The following is a 17,398-nucleotide window of genomic DNA, read 5'->3' as shown; positions in this document are numbered from 1 at the left end:
GGATATATATGGAAAGACGCGAACCAAGGAGGGCGAAGGTCGGAGTGTTCGGGGTGGGGCTTGCGGCCTATTGGCCCCAGTTCCCCGGACTCCGTGAGAGGCTGGAGGGCTATCAGCAGCACGTAGAGTCGGAGATCTCTAAGTGGGCGGAGGTCGTGTCGGCAGGGCTGGTGGACACGGCCCCAGCAGCTTACGAGGCTGGTAGGCTCTTCTCCCGGGAGATGGTCGACCTGCTGATCTGCTACACCGCCACTTATGCCACTAGCTCACAAGTGCTGCCGATCGTGCAGGAGAGGCGCGTGCCGGTGGTGGTGCTCAACCTGCAGCCGACGGCTGCACTGGACTACGAGCACACCGACACAGGTGAGTGGCTAGCCAACTGCTCTGCCTGCTGCGTGCCCGAGATCTCATGCGCTTTCGAACGCTCCGGGATAGACTTCAACGTGGTTTCCGGCATGCTCTTCGATGACGAGGAGGCCTGGAGAGAGATTCAGGAGTGGTGCGAGGCGGCCATGGCCGTGGCCAACCTCAGAGGGGCGCGCTTCGGATTCCTGGGGCACACCTACCCCGGCATGCTGGACATGTACTCCGACTTCACGATGATCCACGCCCAGCTGGGAGCGCATGTTGAGGTGCTCGAGATGGACGACCTCAAGGATCGAGTGTTGGACGCCACGCCTGAGGAGGTCCGACGCAAGATAGAGGAGGCGCGCGAGATCTTTGAACTCGACAGGAGCGTCACGAGCGAGAACCTGGAATGGGCCGCTAAAGTGGCGGTGGGGCTGGAGAAGCTTGTGGAGGACTTCGACCTGGATGCCCTGGCCTACTACTACAGAGGCACGAGGGGGGATCTTTACGAAAGGATCGGCGCGGGCATGATCCTGGGCAACTCCATCCTCACGGCCAACGGTGTGCCAGCATCCGGAGAGGGGGACCTCAAGAACGCCGTGGCGATGAAGGTGATGGACACCCTCGGTGCCGGCGGCTCCTATACGGAGTTCTACGCCATGGACTTTCGGGAAGGGTTCATCCTCATGGGGCACGATGGCCCAGGGCACATCTCCATCAGCGACCGCAAACCCATCCTACGGGAGCTACCTCTCTACCATGGGAAAGCAGGCTTCGGTGTGTCCGTGGAGTTCAATGTGCGCACGGGGCCAATCACCATATTCGGCGTCACGCAAACCCGACACGGGCGGTTGAAGCTGTTAGCCGCGGAGGGAGAGTCCCTACCTGGACCGATACTCAAGATAGGTAACACCAACAGCCGTCTGCGATTCGGTCTGCCGCCGGCCAAGTTCATGAACGCTTGGTGCGAACAAGGACCTACCCATCATTGCGCTCTCGGCGTGGGACACGTACTCAACACGCTGCGCAAGGTAGGCCGATTGCTGGACCTGGAGTTCGTCTCTATAGGCTAGATCTATATTATGGAGGAGGAGTGAATGTCCTTGCTAAGAGAGAGGTTTGACCAGCCGCCCAGAGCCTTCTCACCAGTACCAATTTGGTGGTGGAGCGGCGAGAAGCTGGCACGAGATAGGCTACGCTGGCAGCTCGAGAAGTTCGCCGAGGGCGGCGTGCACAACTTGGTGGTGCTCAACCTGGCGCCCACCAGCCCCATGTACGGTTCGGACGCCGACGATCCACCGTTCTTCTCGGACGCTTGGTGGGAGATATTTCACCAGGTATGTACGGATGCTAAAGAGCTGGGCATCTACCTCTGGTTCTATGACCAACTCGGCTTCTCAGGAGCCAACATCCAGGGGGAGATCGTGAAGGCCGATCCTGGCTACTCTGGCAGGTCCCTGGAGCGGGTTTGTGTGGAGACATCCGGATATGTAGAACTTACGGCCCCTGGAGGTGGCAAAGCTATCGGGGCCGCTGCCATCCCGATAGATGACTCTGGTCGTCCCAAAGGCGGGCCAGTGGTGCTGCCCCTAGAACAGCACCAACTGAGATGGTCCGCCGATGGCACCCTCCACAGGGTAATGCTCTTTTACTCTGTGGAGAGAGGATTCGACTATTTCAACCCTGAAGCGTGTTCGAAGCTGATCGACACCATTCACGGAGAGTTTGAGCGAAGGCTGGGGGAATTCTTCGGGGAAGTAATAGTAGGCTCCTTCCAAGACGAGCTGCCGTCGATGCCCACTTGGTCCGAGATTTTCCCCCAGCTGTTCAGGCAGGCCAGGGGCTACGACCTGGTGTCCAGGCTGGCCGCGTTGTGGGAGGACTACGGGGAGGAAGCAAGGAAGGTGCGCCGTGACTACCACCTCACGCGCGCAGAGCTGGCAGAAGAGGCCTTCTTCAAGCCCCTGTTCGAGTGGCACGAGTCGCGCGGGCTCATCTGCGGCTTCGACCAGCAGCACCCTGCGCGCGCCGGTTACCCATTGCAATCCGTGGCGCTCTACGCAGACTACCAACGCACCCACAGGTGGTACGGTGCCCCAGGCAGCGACCACCACGGGGAGACCAAGATCCACTCGTCGCTGGCACACCTGTACGGCCATCCCAGGGTCTGGCTAGAGGCCTTCCACAGCTCTGGGTGGGGAGGCACCCTTGAGGAGACTTTCGACTGGCTCCTGAACTGGATCAGAGATGGTGCAACGCTGTATGATCCACACGCCGTCTACTACAGCACTCGAGGTGGTTGGTGGGAATGGGCACCGCCCTCCACCGATTGGCGCCAGCCCTACTGGAGGCACTACAAGGGGTTCGCACAGGCCGTCGCCCGCCTGTGCGCTGTGCTCTCGATGGGCGACCACGTGTGCGATGTGGGATTGCTTTTTCCTGCGTCAACCATACAGGCCAACCTATGTCTGGATCACGCCCTGGAGGACGGGCAACGAGCCCACGACCTCTACCTCCAGCTAGTGGGGAAGAAGCACTGGTACAAGATGGAGCCTGGCCTATTCGACAAGCTGTGCCTGGACTACGACGTGCTGGACGAGGACTCAGTAGCCAGGGCTGAGGTCGTGGAGGGCAAGTTAAAGATAGGTAACGAGACCTACTCCACCATCGTTCTCCCCCACTGTACATCCCTGCCGGAGCAAGTAGCCAACATTCTCCTGGAGTTCGCGCAAGCAGGTGGCAAGCTCATGACAGTGGGAGCAGCTCCTCAGCTGGGAGCTGGAATGGAGGATAGCAACGAGAACGTGAGCAAGCTGGCATCAGCCACAGAAACCGCATCTGGCCTGCAGGAACTGGAGGATGCCCTCCAAGCTCTTCAGCCATTGGTAAAGGCCCCGGTCGCCACCCTGGTGCGTAGGGTCGAGGGGCGCACGGTAGTGTACGTGCCGGCAGCATGGCCCAGGGCCACGAAGATGCGCAGCGAGGAAGAAGAGACGGGGCTATCCTGGCTGCAGGTAGATTACAGCTTTGACCCCTCAAGATACCACCGTGAGATGGAGATATGGGTCAGAGGTGTATCGGGAAAGGCCCAAGCTTGGGATCCCTACACCGGAGATAAGGTGGCTGTAGAGACGAAGGACGAAGATGGCGGGTGCTGGGCCAAGCTCAGATTCAGTGGTAGCCCTGCAATGCTCGTCATATGGGGAGAGGAGGACGCCACCACACAGGCCATAGGGGCTACGGAGGAGATCGGCGTACTGGATGACACATGGGAGGTGGAGTTAGTCCCCACGCTCGACAACCGCTGGGGAGATTTCGATATGCCCCCCGGAAAGGAGGTTAACCTGCAGTGCTGGACCTTGCTGCACAGGGAGGAGCACCCAGGGGAGGATGGGATAGCCCAGGGCTGGCACTCTCCGGACCTGCCGACCGAAGGCTGGGAGACCGTGCACGCGAGCTTTGGCCCCAGAGTGCTCTGGACCGGGCCTGCTGCGCCTGAATCTTTACCAGAACCTGGGACTTCCAAGACAAGCGGGAGATGGCGCACAGCATCCTACTCGCTCTCCCGGGGCATATACAAGGACCCAGTGCACGTACCCACCCTAGGGCCCAAGGGGCATGTACCCGAGGAGTTCCTAGATTTCGGCATCGTCAAGGCCGGAGAGGGCGTGCAGCTACGCACCAGCCTTCACCTGGATCAGGCCCTGAAGACGTACCTGGCCGTTGGAGCAGCTGCAGCCAAGAGGGTATGGATCAACGGGGAGGAGGTACCTCTGGAGGACCCGGGATACTTAGCTATAACCCCCGTACACCTACGAGAGGGCGATAATCTGTTGGAGATCAGGCTGGTGCCCGAGGAGGACACCAGGCTGCGCGCGCACTTCGCCTGCGTGCGGGAGCCAGAGCGCTACCGCCGCCCCGAGTGGATGCGACTAGCAGGCGAGGTACAAAAGGATTCGGTTATAGTTTTTCGCAAGCAGGTCCATGCACCGGCAAACGTGACCCGTGCGGTGCTGCAGGTGGCCAGCATCGACCCCTGCAAGGTGCGCGTCAACGGGCGGGAGGTCGGCCGACATGGCGGCTTCGACCCCTACTTTGAATCCGATAGCGCGCGCATACGGCCCTACGACATCAGCGCAAGCCTCCACCCTGGGGAGAACGAGCTGGAGATAGAGATCATAGACCTAAGGTCACGTGGCGTAGTGTTGGTGGATGGCCTTATAGAAGGAGATGGAGAACGTGTAGAGGTGATATCTGACCTCTCTTGGCTTGCTACCCGCGATGGACTGCCTGCTAGCATAGTCCTAAGGAGAGCTCAGTGGGGAGACCCAGGATGGACACACCTGTGGAGGCGCCCACACCCACTGAAACACTCTTCCTGGCTAGAGAACAGGATGCCGGGGGACGACGTCGAGGACCTGTCCCCCGCGCTCCCAGGCAGTGGGAGCAGGGTGGAGTGGCTGAGGTTTCCGCTGCCGCCGGGCGCCAAGAGCATGCGGCTCAGCCTGCACGGGGAGGCCAGGGTATTCGTGGACGGCGAGGAGGTACCGCTCTCCAGAGGGGAGAGCGGTGGAGACCACCTGATGGAGGTGGAGCTACCTCATGCAAATAAGATCGGCCGTTGGTGCGCTTTGAGGGTAGTCACCGAGTCGGGCTACAACGGCGGAGCGATCCTGGACGGGCCCATAACCTTCGTAGAAGGTCCCGGCAGGATGCGGCTGGGCGACTGGGAGTCAGAAGGCCTGGTGGGCTGGAGCGGGGGAGTCACCTATCGACAGACCTTCAAGTGCGAGCGCATGGGAGGTAAAGCCATCCTTGACCTAGGTCGCGTGAGGGGTACGGCAGAGGTGAGGCTCAACGGGGTGACCCTCGGAGCAAGGGTGTGGGCTCCCTACCGCTTCGACCTGAGCGACGCGCTGGTCGAGGGGGACAACACCCTGGAGGTCACGGTGTACAACACGCTGGCACCCTACCTCGATGAATTCAGCCCCACGCACTACGTGTTCCCTCGGCAGCGGGTCTCCGGCCTGTTCGGGCCAGTGAGGATACTCCGGGGCTAACAACATATGGGGCTCGGGAGCATCCCGAGCCCCGGCAAGCGAAGTAGCTAGCAGGAGGATAACTTACTTCTTGTCACGATCGAGGAAATCGGATACCTTGTCCTTGATGTCACCTATGGCCTGCTGGACTTTACCCTCAGCCTGCTCCTTCTCACCCTCGGCCTGCAGGCGCTCGTTGTCCGTGAGGTCACCAGCGGCCTCCTTGACCTTGCCAGATAGCTCCTTGCCCTTTCCCTCGAGTTGATCGTCCATTCCGAATCTCCTTTCTCTATTTTGTATATCTACTTTGACTCCTTACGCGAGCCTGAATGTATATAGCAACTATCGTGCCTTGGGTCGGGAGCCATGGTGGCGCCGGTCAGAGCTAAAGCCCAGCCTGCGCGCTAGGGTGACCGCTGAAGCTATCACCCCGATGTGGGAGAACGCCTGAGGATAGTTGCCCAGGTGATGGCCAGTGGAGGGGTCTATCTCCTCGGCGTACAGTCCCAGGGGGCTAGCCCTGTGGAGCATGCGCTCGAACATCTCCCGGGCCTCATCGTGCCGCCCCGCAAGCGCCAGAGCGTTGATCAGCCAGAAGGTGCACAGCACGAAGGCCCCCTCGTTGCCCGACACTCCCTCAGGGGCATCGAGGTACCTGTAGCAGAGGCCATCCACCACCAGCTGGTCCAGGGTAGAGTCTATGGTGGAGACCATCTTCGGGTCGTCGCCGGCTATGAAGCCCACCGTAGGCAATAGGAGGTTGGCCGCGTCCAAGCGCTCATCCTCGTAGGACTGCTTGAAGGCTCCAAGCTTATCGCTCCAGCCTCTCGTAAGCACCTCAACCCTTATGGCGTCCCTCTCGCGCTCCCAGAGCTCGACGTCGCCCTCAAGCCCCAGCTCGCGACAGAGCTTGACGGCCCTATCCAGGGCCACCCAGGACATGACCTTGCTGTACACGAAGTGCCTCTTGCCTCCCCTCACCTCCCATATACCGTTGCCCGGCTCCCGCCAATGCTCCAACACCCACCTCACTATTGGGAGGAAATGCTCCCACACCGATCGAGGGTCATAGCCACCGGCATGAACCGCGAAGTAGAGGGCATCCATCACCTCTCCGTACATATCCAGCTGCGACTGATCCCTAGCAGCGTTGCCCACGCGCACAGGCCTGGAACCACGGTAACCCTCCAAGTGATCCAGCACCCGCTCAGTGGTATCTCCCTGTGGGGTGATAGGGTAAAGCACCTTCATGCCCTCGTGCTCGACCTGGACAGTTCGGGTCAGCCATCGAAAGAACGCATCGTCCTCATCCCTATAACCGGCCATCAGCAGCGCATAGAGCGTCAGAGAGGCATCTCTGATCCAGGTAAACCTATAATCCCAGTTGCGCTCGCCGCCTATCTCCTCGGGCAGGGACGTGGTGGGCGCAGCTACAATGGCGCCGGTGGGTTCGTAGATCAGCAGCTTGAGGGCCAGGGCGCTCCTCACAACCTGCTCGCGGTAGGGCCCATCGTAAGTGCAAGCCGAGACCCATCCACGCCAGTAATCGCAGGTGTCCTCAAGCATCTTGCTGGGTTCAGGCAACTGCAGCTGCTTAGAGCCATCGTCCACGTAAGCCAGCACGAAAGCCGCTCCCTGACCAGGAGTCAAGGAGCACCTGCAGCTGTAGCCACCATCTTTCTCGCTTCGCCACTCGCTGGGGCCATCTAGGCGACATCGCCCCCAGGAGAGCCCCCGGCCCTCGATCCGCACCTCCGGCTCCTCGAGGGCGTAGCCCGGCCTGGGCTGCACGACGCTCTCTACCTCAGGCCGACCATCTAGGCACTCTAGGTAGCGCACGAGCACTTTATGACCGGTACCCCGAAGATCCGGGGTGACCGCCATAAAGTCCAGCAGGAGCACCCTACCTGCATCGCCTATGAGCACCGTCTCGAGGACGTTGGTGTCCTGCAGGTAGCCCCTCTTGACGTGGAACCTGCCAGGCATCCTGATCTGCCAGAAGCCGCCCGCACGCCAGTCCAGGATGCGCCCAAAAACCGAAGGTGAATCAAACGCCGGCAAGCACAGCCAATCGATCGACGCTCTGCTGCTCACGAGGGCAACGGTGTGCATATCACCTATGACGCCGTAGTCCTCTATCGGTGGGTAGGGTTGCTTATCGGCCATGCTCGACTATCAGCAGTTATCGTGCCCAGGGCAGCGACTCGTACTCCTCCCGGACCATAGCATAGATATGGGTGTCCCTAAGGTGACCGTCCGCATCCAACATGTTGCGCCTGAGAGTGCCCTCGTGCGTGAACCCCAGTCGCTCCGCCACGCGTCGGCTGCGAACGTTTCTCACGTCCATCCTGATCTCCACCCTATTGGCATCGAGCAACTCAAAAGCCATACGTACCAGTGCACGAACGGCATCAGTCACGTAACCCTGGCCCTGCGCGCTCGCTCGCAGCCAATAGCCTATCTCAAAAGATCTAACCCGCCAATCTATCCGGTGCAGGCCGGCGCCTCCTAGCAACCGGCCTGTTTGGAGATCGAAGACCCCCACCGCAAGGTCAGTGCGCAGCAGCCAGTTGGCGTAGGCGCGAACGACGAACTCCCTCGCCCTATCCGGATGGTCGTAACCGATCACCCAAGGAAGCCAGGGAGACAGGTGCTCCCGCGACTCCTCTATCGCCTCCCAGAGCGCCGGCGCGTCATCTCCACGATAGGGACGCAGCAGTACCTTCTCCCCGCGTATCTCCTCAGGGAGATCTATCAGGAGCGGGGACGTCTGTTGGCTGGACCCTGGCATGAGTTAAACCCCAAGCAGGAGGGCTTTGACCTCCTCTACAGAAGTCAACATCCCTATGTAGAACGGTCCGAACTCCGCGTAGCGCGAGCTGACGGGATCAAAGCGCATCTCGTACACCAGCTTCTTGAAGTGGATGGGGTGGTCCGCAAAGAGCGTCACCCCCCACTCCCAGTCATCCAACCCCTGCGAGCCGGTAATGATCTGCGTGACGTGCTCGGAGTACTTGTGGCCTACTCTGCCGTGCCCCTTCATCATCTCGCGCCTCTCGGATGCTGGTAGATCGTACCAGTTGTAGCGCTCACCTCGCCGCTTGTTCATAGGGTAGAAGCAGATGTAGCGCTTGTCTGGCACCTCTGGATATAGACGCCTCTCCATCACCTCGGGACGGGAGGAAGGGCCTCTATAGAGGCTGAGCTCAATGACCGAGAAGTAGGAGTAGACGGGGAGAAGGTAATCCGTCAGTCGGCAACGAGCCATCTCCACCTGCAGATCGAACAGCTGGGCAGGGTCGGGACGGAAATGCATGATGGCTAGGTCAGCCTTCTGGGTGATGACCCTGTAGATACGCGTGGAGCCTGAACGCTCGCCCTCAGGTTGATAGGCAGCGCTCAGGAAGTGGGAGAACTCCTCCAACATCTGGGTTCTTGTCTCCAGGGGCAACTCCCGCCAGCGGGGCCAGTCCACCTTACGGAAGTCGTGGAGGACCCAATAACCCTCGACGGTCTCAGGGGCCTCCACGCCAGCAGAGATCTCCACATCCATGTTAGCCCTAGTAGCTTCGGCCACCTCGTGCCCTCCTAGCAGCCGCCGCGCTCGACCACGGTCTCACACCTGTTAGCGGGCTTGACTTCCACACTGCCCGCCTGCTCGAAGGGCTGCATGAACTGCTTGACGGTCGACTCATCGTTAGCCTCGACTATCATCACTAGGGTGTGCTGACCATCTAGCACGGCCTCGCCTTGGATCTTGACGCCGTGCTGCTCGGCGTTGGCAGGCGACAGGTGCTGCAGGAGCATGGCGCCCATCCGCGGGTCCCTCGCGGGGCAGGTATCTGGAGAGTGTCTGTGCTCTACAAAGTACAGAGCCATAAGCGTACTCCTTCTTAAGTTTTGCTCTCCTAACAGTATAAACGACGCACCGCCCAAAGGCTAAAAGCACGGGCACACACAAACCAAGTGTTTATGTCAAATATAAGCTACATATGGGAATTTCGTCTTGCAGTATTGCAATCAGAGTGCGTTGACCATATAATATGTCGCGACAAATCTCATAGACGTAGAGAGATTTGTTAATTAACGCAATAAAATACAAGGAGGATTCGCATTCATGATACAAACCTTCAACCTGCGGCTCGTGTTCCTGTCCCTTGTGTTGGTGCTGCTGGGCGTGGCTGCTTACGGCTTCGCGGCAGCCAACACCGTGCCCGACTCCGGCGCTGGCGACGGCTCGGGCAACATCACCGGCTACACCATCAGCAACATCAGCTACACGCTGGACAACAGCGATCCCACCAAGATAAACTCTGTGACTTTCAACCTCAGCTCCGCCTCCGGCGCGCCCAAGCCCACCACGGTGAAGATCAAGCTGGTGAGCAGCGGCAACACCTGGTACACCTGCAACACGAACTCGACTAACTCGCCCTACGCCTACACCTGCAACACCACCTCTCCACAGGCTACCGTGCAGTCCGCGGATCAGCTGCGGGTCGTAGCGGCTCAGTAGTCCGGAGGCCCTAGTTGAGGAAGGTCCTGCTCCCTTGGTGGCTTCTGCTCATGTTGTTTCTCGCTTGGTGGCTGCTACCAACGCAGCTTGGGGGCAGGACCTCCTACGTCATCGTCAACGGCAACAGCATGTACCCCACCCTGCACAAGGGTGACCTCGTGCTCGTGCGCCGTGCCCCTACCTACTCCCCTGGTCAGATAGCCGCCTACAGATACCCCGATATCGGCCTCGTCATCCATCGCATAGTAGGCACAGAGGGGGACAGGTTCATCTTCAAAGGAGACCACAACTCCTGGATAGATGGTTACCGCCCGGCCGCTGAGGAGGTACTAGGCGCCTACTGGCTGAAGATCCCCCTTATAGGAGGTCTGCTGAGCACCATGAGCTCTCCCCTTGATATCGCACTCCTAACGATGGCGATAGGAGCTATGATCCTAGGCCCAACTACCCTGAGCAGGAACAGGGGCACGACCTCTAGATACCAAGCTGTCCCTGCCCTCGGGAGCGCGCTGCTTGTGACCGCTGCGCTCTCGCTGCTGCTGGGCATACTAGCCTACACTCGTCCCACACAGGTGGAGGCGATGCAAGAAGTGCCATATAGCCAGACAGGGACCTTCCAGTACACGGCCCGTGCCAACCCAGCGGTGTACGATGGCGGGGTCATCACCACCGGCCAGGCGGTGTTCCGCAAGCTGGTGAGCTCCCTCCAGATGCAGCTAAGCTACCGATTCTCATCCACAGAACCCCACAGTGTGCAGGGCACCTACCGAGTGCTGGCCCAGATAAGCGATGCCAGCGGCTGGAAGAGGAGCTTGGAGCTGGTACCATCCAGAGCATTCATGGGAGATAGCTTCCAAACCAGCTTCCAGCTGGACTTGGGGCGAGTGCAGGATATCATAGACGAGGCTCAGCGCCTCACTGGCGTACAAAGGGATCAGTACAACCTAACTATAATAGGGCAGATCTCTACCAAGGGCACCCTGGATGGGCAAACCCTCTCCACGCGATTTACGCCCAGCATGGCCTTCCAACTAGATACCCTCCAGCTCCAGCTGGTCCAACCCACAGAGGGCAACGCCACCGGGAAAAATCAGCAGTCAACGCTACGGGTCCCGGGCATCACCTCCAACACGTTGCACCTCGGCCCACTAGCGCTGCCTGTAACGGCAGCAAGGTGGACAGCCACCTTGCTGCTGCTGGCCTCAGCCCTAGGGCTGATAGCCTTACAGGGATGGTCACGGCGCCTAGAGCAACTTGGAGAGTCCGCGATCATCGCCTCCAGGTGGAATCACCTGATGGTGGAGGTGCTCGAGCCACCGCGATCGGATACGGCCGTGATACTGAGAGACCTCACGAGCTTGGAGCACCTGCTTGCAGGTACTCAGGGAGCGAGATTGCTACACTTCCAACAGGGAAGCGTTCACCACTACTACCTGGATGACGGTGGGCATACTTACGTCTACGCCGCGGAGGAGAGATGTCCGGCAAGCTGATCCCGAGGGCAGGTATTATCCTCCTGTTACTAGGAGCGCTGTCCATGGTCGGAATGGCCACGAGCAACAGCGTGCCAGTCAGCGGCCTGGGCACCAGCGCCTACTCCATAGGCGCCAACGACCTCAAGCCCCCGCAGTGCGCCTCCAAGAACCTCACCGGCATACAGATAGTCAACGGCATTGGGTTCGGAGGCTCCGGCTCCACGCTGATATTGGCCTCGAGCGGGATCGACTACATCTTTGCCGGCGATGGCGACGATTGCGTGCTAGCTGGTGCGGGCAACGACTACGTCAACGCCGGCGACGGCGACGACGTCATACTTGCAGGCAGCGGCGCCGACTACGTCAACGGTGGCCCCGGCTACGACATCTGCTACGGAGTGTTCGACCCGGGGGACGTCACCGTCAGCTGCGAGGTCAAATTACCTTAACCATTTGACAGCTGAGGCCCTTGGGGCTACGATTGCGTTGTGATCTCACTTGCGCAACAGATCCGCACCAGCTCAGATATACCACTCTACAGCATATCTACCGTCTCCGAGCGCACCGGAGTACCACAGGGTACCATCCGCTCATGGGAGAGGAGGTATGGTGTGCCGAGGCCCTACAGGTCACTCGATGGCAGACGTCTGTACTCCGAGCGAGACATCATCTGCATCCTGTGGATGAAGGAGCAGTCGGAGGCCGGCGTGCCCCTATCACGCCTGGCTGAGCTCATCAAGGACACCCTCGCCAGCGTCAACGTTCCCGTGGTGGAGCAGGAGGGTAGGCTGCAGGACGTGGCCGACGCCCTCTACGACAGCCTGGTGCGCCTCGACACCTGGGAGGCAGACCGCATCATCTCCAGCACCCTCACGATGTTTGGCGTGGAGTCCACCTGCGTGAGGGTGCTACAGCCCGTGCTGTACCGCATCGGCGAGAGCTGGGAGCATCAGCAGATCACCGTGTCCGTAGAGCACTTCTGCAGCCAGTTCATCCAGATGAAGCTCATGATGCTCCTCAGCATGTACGCCCTGTCGGGCACGCTGGGTCCCGTGATCACCGCCTGCGCGCCCGGGGAGCAGCACGAGATCGGCCTCTTGATGCTGGCGATGCTGCTCATGCGCCGCGGCGTGCGCGTGGTGCATCTGGGAGCAGACGTGCCCATAGGAGATCTAGAGGACATGATCCAGCAGGTCAACGCCCGTTTCGTCTGCCTGTCGGCCTCGTCTCCGGTGATCGCCCAGAGGCTGATAGAGTCGACCACCCACCTCCGGCGCCTGCTCGGCCCAAGACTCCTCTACGGCGGCTACGCCTTCGTGTCCGACCCATCCCTGGCAGATCTGGTGCAGCCCTCCAGGATAGTCATGGACGCCGTACAGGCCGCCGACCTCATCCGTGAAGAGCTCAGCAGGGCCGACGCCTCCGAGAGGCTCAAGGGTGCATAACGTGTGCAAATCCTGCGCATATATTGCGCATCCTGGCACAACTCTTGCATACATAGGGGTGCCGTGACTAACGTCGCGGCAATTTGATCTCAAACGGAGGAGCTATCATGAGCAACACTCAAGTGACAGAGCAATACTTTAGAGTAACCGATCAGGTGCCTGGACAGGTATGGTACTGGGCAGCATTGGCTTCAATCCTGGCCTCGGCCACGTTGCAGCTCAGCGGTAAGAAGGACTGGGCGGTGTTCGTTGGCCAATGGCCACCTACCTTCCTATTGTTCGGCATATTCCATAAGCTGCTAGGCACGCAGCAGAAACGCGCCTAACTCCCCTGAGGGAGGGGCTGAGAGCCATTATCCCCGATCCGCATCACAGCAATCGACATCCATCCCCATGCCTCTCAGCTCCTCCCTTAGCCTCAGCAGCGCCAGATCTTTCTTCTTGGCCTCCAGCATCACATCGAACCGCAGTCCCTTACAAATATTCAAGAATTCCACGAACTCCTCAGCATCTATCCAATCGCCGTGCTGCCAGGGCAGCGGACCGGTCTCCCTGTTTCCCCTGCTCCTAGGCTCTGTGCGCGGGCTGCTGAAGTGCACCTTGGGCACCACCCCTTGTGGCCAGGTACTTAGGCAGGAGGACACAGCCGCTTGCAAATCCCAACCATCGGGATCGTGCACCTGGTGATGCAGATAGTCGAAGACCACGGGTACGCCCGTTCGCTCGTGCAGCCAGAGCACGTCGCTCACAGAGAATATCTTCTCGTCGTTCTCCACCACCAGCCTGCGGCGCACACGCTCGGGCAGCTCCAGATACCGCTCCACGAAGCGCTCCATAGCGGCTTGCTTGTCCCCATAAGCACCGCCCCCATGGATCACCACCACGGCCTCAGGCCCCAGGCCGAGTGCGTCCAAGAAGCGTGCGTGGTACTCGAGATCCTTGATCGCAGCTTGGTAGACCTCATCACGAGGGGAATTGAGCACTATGTACTGCGAGGGGTGCATGGATAGCCTGAGACCCAGCGCTCTGGCCTTGCGACCAAGATCCTCCAGCTCCTCGGAGCACTCCTCAATCTGGTGATGGAACTGGGGCATGTCAGGGTGCGTGATGTACGGGGCTATGTTGGAGGAGATCCGATACATGCATATGTGCTGCTCACGCAGGTAGTCGAAGATGGCGTCCAGATAACCCAGGCTCACCCGCAGGTGGGGAGAGTTCATCCACCTACGGGAGTCGTCGCTCTTTAGGCCCGGCCTACCCAGCACCTTGACTGCAAAGCCTAGTCGCATGCCCACTCCTCAGCGCACGATCGCGACATCTCAGTATAACCGCCGCAAAAGACTCTTGAAAAACCGCGAAAGTGCATATATTCTATAGCAAACATTTAGTATACGACCTCGTCTTTAAAAACTATATGAAATGCAGGAGGAGAACATGCAGCAGATGACGAGGCGGGAGTTCCTCAAGAGGACGGCTGCCGCGGCAGCGGGTGCAGCCTTCCTCGGAGGCTGCACCCCGGCCTACAACAGGGGCGCCAAACCCACGCTGAACTTCTGGGCGTTCAGCGAGACCCGCATAGCTTGGCAGCGCAAGGCCTGGGAGCTGTACAAGCAGAGGAAGAAGCCGGATTTCGAGCTCAACTTCCTGGTGCTGCCCTACAACCAGATGCACGACAAGATCATGATCGTCTCTCAGGCGGGCTCCGGTGGCCCCGACATAGCCGATATCGAGATCAGCCAGTTCTCCCGATACATCAAGGGCGACGTGATCTTCGTCGACATGACGCCTAAGCTCCAGGAGATGGGGGCCCTCGACAAGTTCTACAGGCCCTCGGCCACGGACCCCTGGAGCTGGCAGGGCAAGGTGTACGGCCTGGGCAACGAGCTCAACACCTGCCTGCTGAGCTACAGATGGGATATCTGGGAGAAGGCGGGCATCAAGACGCCCATCGAGACCTGGGAAGAGTTCGTGGAGATAGGCAAGAAGTTCCACCGCGATACCGGCAAGTACCTCATAGATGTGGAGTTCACGGGCTGGGGCCAGTGGTGGATGCTCACGCTGCAGCAGGGCGGAGGGTTCTTCGGCCCCGACGGCCAACCTACACTCAACTCCAAGGAGGGGGTGAACACGCTCTCGTTTTGGCAGCAGTCCCTCAAGGACGGCTGGACCACCTACAGGCCTTCGGGTCCTGCCTACAACACCGCGCTCTTCAACGGCGACATCACCAGCCTGCTAGGGCCCTCTTGGAACTTCAGCGGCTTCATCCAGCAGTCGCTGCCCAACACGAAGGGCAAGTGGCATCTGCAGCCCTTCCCTAGGTGGACCGAGGGTGGGTCCCGCACCGCCACTTGGGGCGGCACCGGGGTGTGCGTCTTGCGCACATCACCCTACATCGAGGAGGCGTTGGACTTCGTCATCTGGGAGCACACCACGACCGAGGCGGTGATGTTCGACTTCGAGGAGCGGCAGGTGTGGCCCACCTGGAGGCCAGCCTTCGAAGACCCCAGGCTGACCCAACCCATAGAGTTCTTCGACAACCAACGGGTGGGCGAGCTCATAGAGGAGGTCTCCCCGGAGATCAACAAGTGGTACAACTCCCCCTATTGGCCGGAGACCACTGACGCATGCGTCCGCAAGGGCATCACTCCAGCGCTCCAGAACCTGAGTATGTCCCCCAAGCAGGCACTGGATAACGCCCAGAGGGAAGCCCTCAACATCATCGAGTTCGAGACTGCCTAGGCAAGGGAGGTGAAGGTATAATGGCGGCAACGACTTATCACACCAGCTGGTGGAGGCGCAACGAGCGGAAGATAGCGCCCTACATGTTCATAGCCCCATTCTGGATACTGTTCCTGGTGTTCGGACTGTACCCCATCGTGTACTCGCTGTACCTGAGCTTCTTCAAGGGCTTCGGGTTCGAGAAGAAGACCTTCTTCGGCCTGGGCAACTACCTCCACCTGTTCCAGGACGAGCGGTACATCAAGGCAGTGATCAACACCACCTACTTCGCGGCGGGCAGCGTCTTCATCCTGTCGCCGCTGGCGCTGATCCTGGCGCTGGTGGTGAACTCCCGCCTGGTGCCGGGTCAGCTCAAGAGCTTCTACAAGGCGATGCTGTTCTTCCCGGTGATCACCTCCGCCGTGGTGATCGCGATCATCTTCGCCAGGGTGCTCGACCAGCAGTACGGCCTGTTGAACGCCCTGCTGAGGTGGTTCGGGCTGGGGCCCTACGGCTGGCTGACCGATCCCAAGTTCGTGATGCCCTCTTTCATCATCATGGCGATCTGGACCTACCTTGGGATCAACATGCTCTACTGGGTCGCTGGGCTTACGGGCATCAGCCGCGAGCTGTACGAGGCCGCCTATACCGACGGCGCCTCTAGGTGGCAGGCATTCTGGAGGATAACCCTGCCGCTGCTGCGACCGGTGACGCTCTTCGTGGTGATACAGGCAATAGTCGGCTCGTACAACCTTTTCGCGCAGCCGCTGCTGCTCACGGGGGGCGGTCCATCCGACGCTTCTCTCACGATCACGCTGTACCTGTACAACCAGGGCTTCGTCTACTTCAACGTGGGCTACGCCAGCGCTATAGCCTACTCGATGGTCGTCATCCTGTTGATACTCTCTCTCCTGAACATCTACCTGTTCAGGGGCTACTCCACCGAGGCCTAAGGAGGTAGAAGATGGCAACTACTGAAACGACCGCAACTAGGGCAAAGGTCAAGGGAGGCGTCTCGGCCTACAGGCTGAGGTTCTACCTGGGCATGCTCATCACGAACATCGTCATGCTCATGATAGTAGTGCTCACGGCCATCCCCTACATCTACATGGCGTTCAGCGCCTTCAAGCGCAACGACGAGATCTTCGGCACGCCCCTCACGATCTGGCCACGCGTGTGGGTGTGGGACAACATGCAGCGACTCCTCTCGGAGTTCCCGTACGGTCGGTGGTACCTCAACACCGCGATCGTGGCAGGGGTGGGTACGGTCCTCTCGGTGCTGCTCGCATCGCTTGCGGGCTACGCCTTCGCCAAGTACAACTTCCGGTTCCGTAACCTACTGTTCACGCTGATGCTGGCCACGCTCCTGATACCTTTCCAGGTGCTGCTCGTGCCGCAGTTCCAGATCATCCGAGCGCTGGGCTGGTTCAACACTTACCAGGCCCTGATAGTACCGGGAGCGGTGAGCGCGTTCGGGATATTCCTCATGCGCCAGTACACCATAGGCGTGCCCGACGAGCTCCTGGACGCCGCCCGAATAGATGGCGCCAGCGAGTTCGGCATCTGGTGGCGGGTGGTGCTGCCGCTGGTAAGGCCTGGCCTGGCGGTGCTGGCTATCCTCTCATTCACAGGACTGTGGAACGACTTCTTCTGGCCATTGATAGTGACCACCAAGCCATCCATGTTCGTGATCAACCTGGGTTTGGCCGCACTAGTAGGTCCCTACGACTACCAGTACGGTATCCTGCTCTCCGGCGCGCTGCTGGCATCTCTGCCCGTGATCGTGGTGTTCTTTATCTTCCAGAGACAGTTCATCGAGGGGCTTACAGCTGGCGCTATCAAGGGCTTCTAGCAGGCGGG

The 17,398-nt window shown here is 59.9% G+C and carries 16 protein-coding genes; 10 read left to right on the top strand and 6 right to left on the bottom strand.

All coding sequences use genetic code 11. The features are described 5' to 3' along the window. The first annotated feature begins 8 nt into the window (after positions 1–8). Positions 9–1,421: an L-arabinose isomerase family protein gene (locus tag N2245_RS08150; protein WP_494536240.1), complete on the top strand. Its 1,413-nt coding sequence runs from the start codon at positions 9–11 to the stop codon at positions 1,419–1,421. Between the two features lie 24 nt (positions 1,422–1,445). Beyond that, a complete protein-coding gene (locus N2245_RS08145) occupies positions 1,446–5,408 on the top strand; it encodes a hypothetical protein (RefSeq protein ID WP_494536239.1) in 3,963 nt (1,320 codons plus the stop codon). A gap of 63 nt (positions 5,409–5,471) precedes the next feature. On the opposite strand, the gene N2245_RS08140 is transcribed toward N2245_RS08145, so the two are convergent. From N2245_RS08140 to N2245_RS08120, 5 genes are all read right to left on the bottom strand, one after another. Next, on the bottom strand, positions 5,472–5,660 hold the full coding sequence (locus tag N2245_RS08140; RefSeq protein WP_494536238.1) for a CsbD family protein: 189 nt from the start codon (positions 5,658–5,660) through the stop codon (positions 5,472–5,474). A gap of 69 nt (positions 5,661–5,729) precedes the next feature. Beyond that, positions 5,730–7,553: a glycoside hydrolase family 15 protein gene (locus tag N2245_RS08135; RefSeq protein ID WP_494536237.1), complete on the bottom strand. Its 1,824-nt coding sequence runs from the start codon at positions 7,551–7,553 to the stop codon at positions 5,730–5,732. A 16-nt stretch (positions 7,554–7,569) separates the two neighbouring features. Continuing rightward, positions 7,570–8,178, bottom strand: coding sequence for a GNAT family N-acetyltransferase (locus N2245_RS08130; protein WP_494536236.1), 609 nt, complete (start codon positions 8,176–8,178; stop codon positions 7,570–7,572). A 3-nt stretch (positions 8,179–8,181) separates the two neighbouring features. Next, positions 8,182–8,964 carry a hydrogen peroxide-dependent heme synthase gene (hemQ, locus tag N2245_RS08125; RefSeq protein WP_494536235.1) on the bottom strand — a complete coding sequence of 261 codons (783 nt, stop codon included), beginning with the start codon at positions 8,962–8,964 and terminating at the stop codon, positions 8,182–8,184. Between the two features lie 11 nt (positions 8,965–8,975). Then, positions 8,976–9,266: a DUF3303 domain-containing protein gene (locus N2245_RS08120; RefSeq protein WP_494536234.1), complete on the bottom strand. Its 291-nt coding sequence runs from the start codon at positions 9,264–9,266 to the stop codon at positions 8,976–8,978. Between the two features lie 238 nt (positions 9,267–9,504). Here N2245_RS08120 and N2245_RS08115 point away from each other — a divergent pair, with 238 nt between their 5' ends. The 5 genes from N2245_RS08115 to N2245_RS08095 all read left to right on the top strand — a co-directional run bounded on the left by N2245_RS08115 (position 9,505) and on the right by N2245_RS08095 (position 13,146). Further along, complete coding sequence (locus N2245_RS08115; RefSeq protein WP_494536233.1) at positions 9,505–9,900, top strand: hypothetical protein; 396 nt, start codon at positions 9,505–9,507, stop codon at positions 9,898–9,900. Between the two features lie 14 nt (positions 9,901–9,914). Beyond that, complete coding sequence (locus N2245_RS08110) at positions 9,915–11,393, top strand: signal peptidase I (protein WP_494536232.1); 1,479 nt, start codon at positions 9,915–9,917, stop codon at positions 11,391–11,393. Further along, positions 11,378–11,824 (top strand): calcium-binding protein, encoded by a 447-nt coding sequence (locus N2245_RS08105; RefSeq protein WP_494536231.1) that lies wholly within the window; start codon positions 11,378–11,380, stop codon positions 11,822–11,824. The genes N2245_RS08110 and N2245_RS08105 overlap by 16 nt, the downstream gene beginning before the upstream one ends. A gap of 39 nt (positions 11,825–11,863) precedes the next feature. Beyond that, positions 11,864–12,820, top strand: coding sequence for a MerR family transcriptional regulator (locus N2245_RS08100; RefSeq protein ID WP_494536230.1), 957 nt, complete (start codon positions 11,864–11,866; stop codon positions 12,818–12,820). Positions 12,821–12,927: 107 nt separating this feature from the next. After that, a complete protein-coding gene (locus N2245_RS08095; RefSeq protein WP_494536229.1) occupies positions 12,928–13,146 on the top strand; it encodes a hypothetical protein in 219 nt (72 codons plus the stop codon). A 27-nt stretch (positions 13,147–13,173) separates the two neighbouring features. Here the strand turns inward: N2245_RS08095 and uvsE are convergent, their stop codons facing one another. Beyond that, positions 13,174–14,109 carry a UV DNA damage repair endonuclease UvsE gene (uvsE, locus tag N2245_RS08090; RefSeq protein ID WP_494536228.1) on the bottom strand — a complete coding sequence of 312 codons (936 nt, stop codon included), beginning with the start codon at positions 14,107–14,109 and terminating at the stop codon, positions 13,174–13,176. A 145-nt stretch (positions 14,110–14,254) separates the two neighbouring features. Between uvsE and N2245_RS08085 the strand changes: the two genes are divergently transcribed. From N2245_RS08085 to N2245_RS08075, 3 genes are read left to right on the top strand one after another with little or no spacing between them, the layout of a single operon-like run. Further along, positions 14,255–15,559, top strand: a complete 1,305-nt coding sequence (locus N2245_RS08085; RefSeq protein ID WP_494536227.1) for an ABC transporter substrate-binding protein — start codon at positions 14,255–14,257, stop codon at positions 15,557–15,559. 20 nt (positions 15,560–15,579) lie between these two features. Further along, entirely contained in the window at positions 15,580–16,491 is a 912-nt protein-coding gene (locus tag N2245_RS08080) for a carbohydrate ABC transporter permease (RefSeq protein ID WP_494536226.1), read from the top strand. 11 nt (positions 16,492–16,502) lie between these two features. Further along, on the top strand, positions 16,503–17,390 hold the full coding sequence (locus N2245_RS08075; protein WP_494536225.1) for a carbohydrate ABC transporter permease: 888 nt from the start codon (positions 16,503–16,505) through the stop codon (positions 17,388–17,390). Positions 17,391–17,398 lie beyond the last annotated feature (8 nt).

It is taken from the genome of Thermobaculum sp. T2p (assembly GCF_059335935.1).
Note: the sequence above shows the minus strand (reverse complement) of the source record. Positions and strands in the feature narration are given on the sequence as shown.

What these genes read in the sequence shown, in the direction of transcription:
- N2245_RS08085 (WP_494536227.1), top strand. Translation starts at nt 14,255, where the DNA reads ATGCAGCAGATGACGAGGCGGGAGTTCCTCAAGAGGACGGCTGCCGCG.
- N2245_RS08145 (WP_494536239.1), top strand. Translation starts at nt 1,446, where the DNA reads ATGTCCTTGCTAAGAGAGAGGTTTGACCAGCCGCCCAGAGCCTTCTCA.
- N2245_RS08075 (WP_494536225.1), top strand. Translation starts at nt 16,503, where the DNA reads ATGGCAACTACTGAAACGACCGCAACTAGGGCAAAGGTCAAGGGAGGC.
- N2245_RS08080 (WP_494536226.1), top strand. Translation starts at nt 15,580, where the DNA reads ATGGCGGCAACGACTTATCACACCAGCTGGTGGAGGCGCAACGAGCGG.
- uvsE (WP_494536228.1), bottom strand. Translation starts at nt 14,109, where the DNA reads ATGCGACTAGGCTTTGCAGTCAAGGTGCTGGGTAGGCCGGGCCTAAAG.
- N2245_RS08105 (WP_494536231.1), top strand. Translation starts at nt 11,378, where the DNA reads ATGTCCGGCAAGCTGATCCCGAGGGCAGGTATTATCCTCCTGTTACTA.
- N2245_RS08120 (WP_494536234.1), bottom strand. Translation starts at nt 9,266, where the DNA reads ATGGCTCTGTACTTTGTAGAGCACAGACACTCTCCAGATACCTGCCCC.
- N2245_RS08130 (WP_494536236.1), bottom strand. Translation starts at nt 8,178, where the DNA reads ATGCCAGGGTCCAGCCAACAGACGTCCCCGCTCCTGATAGATCTCCCT.
- N2245_RS08095 (WP_494536229.1), top strand. Translation starts at nt 12,928, where the DNA reads ATGAGCAACACTCAAGTGACAGAGCAATACTTTAGAGTAACCGATCAG.
- N2245_RS08115 (WP_494536233.1), top strand. Translation starts at nt 9,505, where the DNA reads ATGATACAAACCTTCAACCTGCGGCTCGTGTTCCTGTCCCTTGTGTTG.
- N2245_RS08150 (WP_494536240.1), top strand. Translation starts at nt 9, where the DNA reads ATGGAAAGACGCGAACCAAGGAGGGCGAAGGTCGGAGTGTTCGGGGTG.
- N2245_RS08140 (WP_494536238.1), bottom strand. Translation starts at nt 5,660, where the DNA reads ATGGACGATCAACTCGAGGGAAAGGGCAAGGAGCTATCTGGCAAGGTC.
- N2245_RS08135 (WP_494536237.1), bottom strand. Translation starts at nt 7,553, where the DNA reads ATGGCCGATAAGCAACCCTACCCACCGATAGAGGACTACGGCGTCATA.